Source organism: Rhizobium sp. TBD182 (assembly GCF_001950375.1).
Taxonomy (GTDB): Bacteria; Pseudomonadota; Alphaproteobacteria; order Rhizobiales; family Rhizobiaceae; genus Agrobacterium; species Agrobacterium tumefaciens.
In genome coordinates this window covers 1-6,122 of sequence record NZ_BDLN01000018.1, presented here as the reverse complement: position 1 = coordinate 6,122, position 6,122 = coordinate 1, and the positions used below count along the sequence as shown (strand labels likewise).

Here is a 6,122-nt window from a genome sequence, read left to right as displayed (position 1 = left end):
TCGGCGTCGATCATGTCGGTGATGACCTTGGCATTCTTCAGCGTTTCAGGCTGGAACGGAATGCGCCAGCCATCGCCGGCGCGCTCGTAGGAAGCCTTGCTGTAGAAGGTCGACAGGATTTCTTCACCATCCATGCCAAGCGCCATCAGGAGCGAGGTCACGGGCAGCTTGCGGCGACGGTCGATACGCGCATAGACGATGTCCTTGGCGTCGAACTCGATGTCGAGCCAGGAACCGCGATATGGGATGACGCGGGCAGCGAACAAAAGCTTGCCGGAAGAATGGCTCTTGCCCTTGTCGTGGTCGAAGAATACGCCCGGCGAACGGTGCATCTGCGAAACGATGACGCGCTCTGTACCGTTGACGATGAACGTGCCGTTATTGGTCATGAGCGGCATGTCGCCCATGTATACGGACTGTTCCTTGATGTCCTTGATGGACTTCGCGCCTGTATCCTCGTCGATATCGAACACGATGAGGCGCAGCGTCACTTTCAGCGGCGCTGCATAGGTCAGATCGCGCTGACGGCATTCCTCGACGTCAAACTTCGGCGCTTCGAATTCGTAAGACACGAATTCGAGCATGGATGCGCCGGAAAAATCGGTGATCGGGAATACGGATTTGAATACGGCATTCAATCCCTCGTCGGGACGGCCACCCTTGGGCTCGTCAACCATGAGAAACTGGTCATACGAAGCCTTCTGAACCTCGATGAGGTTCGGCATTTCCGCTACTTCTGGAATTTTGCCGAAAAACTTGCGTACGCGCCTGCGACCGTTAAACGAAAGGGTCTGAGCCATCGTCGCTCCTTTAAAATTGCATCCGGGCCTGCAACGGACGGGAACCGATGGCCAGTCGATCCCGTCAAGCAATGGGTGTCATCAATCTCGTTCCACATCCCGGATCGATCAGGCCGGATTGCCTAGATGAGCCGGTTCGGAACCATTCTCTTGAAGAACCCATTACCCAAAAGCCATTTTCACGCGGCTTTTGGGTAATAAGTTTTAAAACGATGACGACGGAAAGGGGCATGAAGCCCCTTCCCGCCAGCAATCGCAAGATTACTTAACGTCGACCTTGGCGCCAGCGTCTTCAAGCTTCTTCTTGAGGTCAGCAGCTTCAGCCTTGGAAACAGCTTCCTTGACAGCCTTCGGAGCGCCTTCAACGAGGTCCTTAGCTTCCTTCAGGCCGAGACCCGTGATAGCGCGGACTTCCTTGATGACGTTGATCTTGTTGGCGCCAGCGTCAACCAGGATCACGTCGAATTCGGTCTTTTCTTCTTCAACGACAGCAGCAGCGCCAGCACCGCCAGCAGCAGCAACAGCTACCGGAGCAGCGGCGGAAACGCCCCACTTTTCTTCGAGAAGCTTCGACAGTTCTGCAGCTTCCAGAACGGTCAGGGTGGAGAGGTCTTCAACGATCTTTGCGAGATCAGCCATTTTGATAGTTCCTTTTGTTCAGTTCGAACCAGTTTGAATAATTACAGCGAAAAACCGCCTTAAGCGGCTTCGTCCTTCTTGGCGTAAGCCGAGAACACCCGTGCAAGCTGGCTTGCAGGTGCTGCGACAACCGTGGCGACGCGAGTTGCCGGGGCGTTGAGTAGGCCCAGCAGCTTTGCGCGCAGCTCGTCCAGCGAAGGCAGGGTCGCAAGCGACTTGACTGCTTCGGCGTTGAGCGTGGTTGCGCCCATGGAACCGCCGAGAACAACGACTTTATCGTTGGTCTTTGCGAAATCCATGACGACTTTCGGAGCAATCATAGGGTCGACGCTGTATGCAATCAGCGTCTGGCCCTTGAAGAGATCTGTCATCCCTTCCGACTCCGTGCCCTGAAGAGCGATCTTGGCCAGGCGGTTCTTCGCGACCTTGACGGTGCCTCCGGCAGCGCGCATTTTCGAACGGAAGTCGTTCATTTGCGCAACGGTGACACCAGCATAGTGGGCCACGACAACCGAACCGGAAGCCTTGAAGACTTCGTTCAGCTCCGTGACGAATTCGCGTTTTTCCGCTCTTTCCACTGTCTGTCTCCAGTAGACGGGGCCACATAAGTGTGAACCCGTCGGGTTTGCCTTTGCCCCAAGGGACCTTTTTACAAAGATCCCGAGCGACGCTCGAGGATCCTGTCCCCCGCTCTGTCGCCGCAAACGGCTTCAGGCACAGGCACACCAGGTTCGAACCGGACAGTCAGGCATCTGCGATGCCTCAAATCCAGCCTCACCCGTCTCATGCAGGTTGAATGATTAAGGCCAAACCCCGAAGGACATGGCCACCCGCAATCTCGGACAGGAGTTCCGGGTTTCCCCGGAAATCTCCGGCTCCCTGAGAGCCGGAAATTCTTTTAATCACGCTCCCCGACAGGGAAGCACGAGAATTGATTAAGCCGTAACCGACGAAGGTTCGATCTTGACGCCCGGACCCATGGTCGAGGAGATGGCAACGCGCTTGACGTAGTTGCCCTTGGCACCCGTCGGCTTTGCCTTGATGACCGCATCGGCGAAAGCCTTGATGTTTTCTTCAAGAGCCTTGGCGTCGAACGAAGCCTTGCCAATACCAGCGTGTACGATACCGGCCTTTTCGACGCGGAACTCAACAGCGCCGCCCTTGGACGCCTTGACGGCGCCGGCAACATCCATCGTCACCGTACCTACCTTCGGGTTCGGCATCATGCCACGCGGGCCGAGTACCTTGCCGAGACGGCCGACGAGCGGCATCATGTCCGGGGTCGCGATGCAACGATCGAAGTCGATCTTGCCGCCCTGAACGATTTCAACCAGCTCTTCTGCGCCAACAACGTCAGCACCAGCAGCCGTGGCTTCATCAGCCTTGGCGCCACGTGCAAAAACGGCGACGCGAACGTCACGGCCCGTGCCGTTCGGCAGGTTGACAACGCCGCGAACCATCTGGTCCGCATGGCGCGGGTCAACGCCGAGGTTCATCGAAACTTCAACGGTTTCGTCGAACTTGGCGACTGCACGTTCCTTGACCATCGAAATGGCGTCGGTGAGAACGTAGAGCTTGTTAGGATCCACACCTTCGCGGATCTTCTGAATACGCTTTGCTACCTTGGCCATGATCAACCTACTACTTCCAGGCCCATGGCGCGGGCAGAGCCCTCAACCATTGCCATTGCGCCTTCGATATCGGCAGCATTCAGATCCTTCATCTTGGCTTCAGCGATCGTCTTGACCTGAGCCTTGGTGATGGAGCCAACCTTGGCGCCCTTACCAGGCGTCTTGGAGCCGGAGGTGATCTTCGCTTCCTTCTTCAGCCAATAGGTCATCGGCGGCTGCTTCATGACGAAGGTGAAGGACTTGTCCTGGTAATAGGTGATGACGACCGGAATCGGCATACCCTTTTCCATTTCCTGCGTGGCGGCATTGAACGCCTTGCAGAATTCCATGATGTTGATGCCGCGCTGACCAAGTGCAGGACCGATCGGCGGGGACGGATTGGCCGACCCTGCCTTCACCTGCAGCTTGAGCTGGCCCATAACTTTCTTAGCCATATCTCTCTGCCTTTCAATTCAAACCGGTTTCCCGGCTTCTCTCTAGCCGGATCGCTCCGGCGGCTGCGGTTGCGTGGTGCGGCGCCCTGCCCCGGCTATGGGAGCCCGTTTGCCTTCCACGCGATTGGGGTTTCACCCCTCCAGTCAGACCTTCTCGACCTGACTGTATTCCAGCTCGACCGGCGTAGCGCGGCCGAAAATCGAAACTTCCACCTTCAGGCGCGAACGCTCTTCGTCGACATCCTGAACAACGCCGTTGAACGACGCGAACGGACCATCGGAAACGCGAACCTGCTCGCCGACCTCGAACGAAACCGAAGACTTCGGACGCTCGACACCTTCCTGAACCTGACCGAGGATACGATCGGCTTCATAATCCGGAATCGGAACAGGCTTATTGTCCGAACCGAGGAAACCGGTCACCTTCGGCGTGTTCTTGATGAGATGATAGGCCTCATCCGTCAGGTTGGCGCGCACAAGCACGTAACCTGGAAAGAACTTGCGCTCGCTGTCGACCTTGCGGCCACGACGCACCTCGACAACCTTTTCGGTCGGAACGAGGATTTTCTCGAAAAGATGATCAAGACCCTTCTGACGAGCCTTCTCTTCGATCGACTCAGCGACCTTCTTTTCGAAATTCGAATATGCGTGAACGATATACCAGCGCGCTGCCATTTTTATTCTCCGTTCAATCCGTTACCGGCCGACGTTCAGCACGAGGCTAAGCACCCAGCCGATGAGCTGGTCAGCAGCAAAAAAGAACAGAGCCGCAAAAATGACCATCACAAGCACCATAGCCGTCGAAATCATGGTCTCGCGGCGCGACGGCCAAGTGATTTTAGACGCTTCGGCGCGAACCTGCTGCAGAAACGTAAACGGATTGGTTTTGGATGCCATTGACTGCCCACGCAATTACGGCGCGTAAAGCCGAACTAATCAGCCCCACGCACCGCGTGTCTGTTTTGACCTTACATAAACACCGATTCCAGTTTTAACAAGAGGAAATCGACATTCGGCGAAATTCGCCGGAAAACCGGCACCCATCTGCCATGCAGCGAAGACCGCGCTTGCGGATGGAAAGTGGCAGGGGCAGTAAGGCTCGAACTTACGACCTGCGGTTTTGGAGACCGCCGCTCTACCAACTGAGCTATACCCCTTTAACACCTTAGCCGACCACGAAAATCACTTGGCCGCTTCGGTATGCGTTCCCTTTAAGGCGCACGGAAAAGAATGGCAAGCGCTTTTTATTCGCTTTCGGAAGAAACTGTTGACACCCTCCCCGCCACGTTTTTTCCTCGGCCGCTTAACCGGTTACCCCCAAGCCCGTCACCTCAACGAACCCCTTTGCGGCATCCAAATGCGCTGGTTTGATACCTTTCGCAACCGACCTTTAATCTATTACGGCTCAAGCGCACTGCGATCGGACCTGATCAACTGACGCTCCCGATACTTGCGCTTGAAGTGTGCGACGTTGCGCGTCACGGAACGCCGCCATTTACGGACTGTCGCCAGCGAAAAGAATCTGTCGAGTTCTTGCGCCACACCGCGCCAACCACGGCGTTTCTTAAGACCATAATTGCTGCGGCCAAATCCCGAATGGCTGACGCCGGTTTCGGCCAACCACGCCATGATCGCGCCCTGATCCTTATAAAAGATACTAATCTCCGCCTCTGTCCGGAAACCGGCATAACCTTGTGGTAGTTTTTTATAGCAGGACAACCGCTTGACGGTCGGATTGAAGGTGAAGCTATGCCAGACACGATGCGCGGTCGGCGGTATTCGCCAATACCTTAAATCTTCAACTGCCTGCGCCTTACGCCGAATGTCACGGGGCATGTCGTCATCGGTTCTGAGTTGAACGAGCGCCACCTGCGGGTCCCGCTTCAGTATTTCGATGCCCCTGCCGACAACCTTAGAAACAGGAAATGCCCAGTCGTCTTCGAGATGCAGGATGTAAGGGGTTTGCACTTCCGAATATGCCCGGTCGATAGAGCGGTGCTGCCCAATGTTGACGCCGTTCAAAATGACGCGGATCGGTTGCTCTGGATACCGCGCCGGAATCGCCCACACCGATTCGTCGTCAGAGTCCTCGATAATGATAAATTCCCGTAGCGGGTAATCATTAGTAGAGAAGAAGCTATCGAGAGTTCCGATGAGAAGATCAGGACGGCGGCAGCTGGTGAGCACAACAGTTAAATCGGACATGAAGTCGTCTCGGAAGAAAAACTGGCCGATGAAATCAGGCCAGCCAAGCCTAGGTTGATGTCGCCTCGTCTACGCCAGACGCATTACAGGCGAATAATGATCGCCAGATCTCGGGGAAATTATTCAAAAGAAGAATACATTATAAACCCCTCAAATATAGCGCGTGCACTATGAGCATAAATCGAAATACGACATCCGATTACATCTTCACATTAGAAAAATATACGAATCTTTCAACTATATAAATTTACAAAAATCAATTTTTACATAAAAAAAACGGCGGTGCCGAAGACACCGCCGTTTTAGAACTAGATTTTTAAATCCGGCGAAACCGCCGTCTGTCGTGAAATTACTCGACGATAGAAGCGACGATGCCGGCGCCGACGGTACGGCCGCCTTCGCGGATAGCGAAG

8 protein-coding genes, 1 tRNA gene and 2 pseudogenes are annotated in these 6,122 nt (G+C 55.1%); all 11 read right to left on the bottom strand.

All coding sequences use genetic code 11. The features are described from left to right. A pseudogene (locus tag T18_RS28165) lies at window positions 1-800 on the bottom strand (DNA-directed RNA polymerase subunit beta); the annotation flags it as partial. 64 nt (window positions 801-864) lie between these two features. After that, window positions 865-1,032, bottom strand: coding sequence for a hypothetical protein (locus tag T18_RS27075; protein WP_153793990.1), 168 nt, complete (start codon window positions 1,030-1,032; stop codon window positions 865-867). Between the two features lie 29 nt (window positions 1,033-1,061). Then, window positions 1,062-1,439, bottom strand: coding sequence for a 50S ribosomal protein L7/L12 (rplL, locus tag T18_RS25755; RefSeq protein WP_003519347.1), 378 nt, complete (start codon window positions 1,437-1,439; stop codon window positions 1,062-1,064). Between the two features lie 59 nt (window positions 1,440-1,498). Then, complete coding sequence (gene rplJ / locus T18_RS25750; protein ID WP_003519348.1) at window positions 1,499-2,017, bottom strand: 50S ribosomal protein L10; 519 nt, start codon at window positions 2,015-2,017, stop codon at window positions 1,499-1,501. A 357-nt stretch (window positions 2,018-2,374) separates the two neighbouring features. After that, complete coding sequence (rplA, locus tag T18_RS25745) at window positions 2,375-3,070, bottom strand: 50S ribosomal protein L1 (RefSeq protein ID WP_003519350.1); 696 nt, start codon at window positions 3,068-3,070, stop codon at window positions 2,375-2,377. A 2-nt stretch (window positions 3,071-3,072) separates the two neighbouring features. Further along, window positions 3,073-3,504, bottom strand: coding sequence for a 50S ribosomal protein L11 (gene rplK / locus T18_RS25740; RefSeq protein ID WP_003519352.1), 432 nt, complete (start codon window positions 3,502-3,504; stop codon window positions 3,073-3,075). Between the two features lie 144 nt (window positions 3,505-3,648). Continuing rightward, window positions 3,649-4,179 (bottom strand): transcription termination/antitermination protein NusG, encoded by a 531-nt coding sequence (gene nusG, locus T18_RS25735; protein ID WP_003519353.1) that lies wholly within the window; start codon window positions 4,177-4,179, stop codon window positions 3,649-3,651. Window positions 4,180-4,200: 21 nt separating this feature from the next. Continuing rightward, on the bottom strand, window positions 4,201-4,401 hold the full coding sequence (secE, locus tag T18_RS25730) for a preprotein translocase subunit SecE (RefSeq protein WP_003507689.1): 201 nt from the start codon (window positions 4,399-4,401) through the stop codon (window positions 4,201-4,203). A 184-nt stretch (window positions 4,402-4,585) separates the two neighbouring features. After that, a tRNA-Trp gene (locus tag T18_RS25725) sits at window positions 4,586-4,661 on the bottom strand. Window positions 4,662-4,902: 241 nt separating this feature from the next. Then, complete coding sequence (locus T18_RS25720; RefSeq protein WP_003519354.1) at window positions 4,903-5,709, bottom strand: glycosyltransferase family 2 protein; 807 nt, start codon at window positions 5,707-5,709, stop codon at window positions 4,903-4,905. Window positions 5,710-6,058: 349 nt separating this feature from the next. Continuing rightward, window positions 6,059-6,122: pseudogene (locus T18_RS27350) on the bottom strand (elongation factor Tu); the annotation flags it as partial.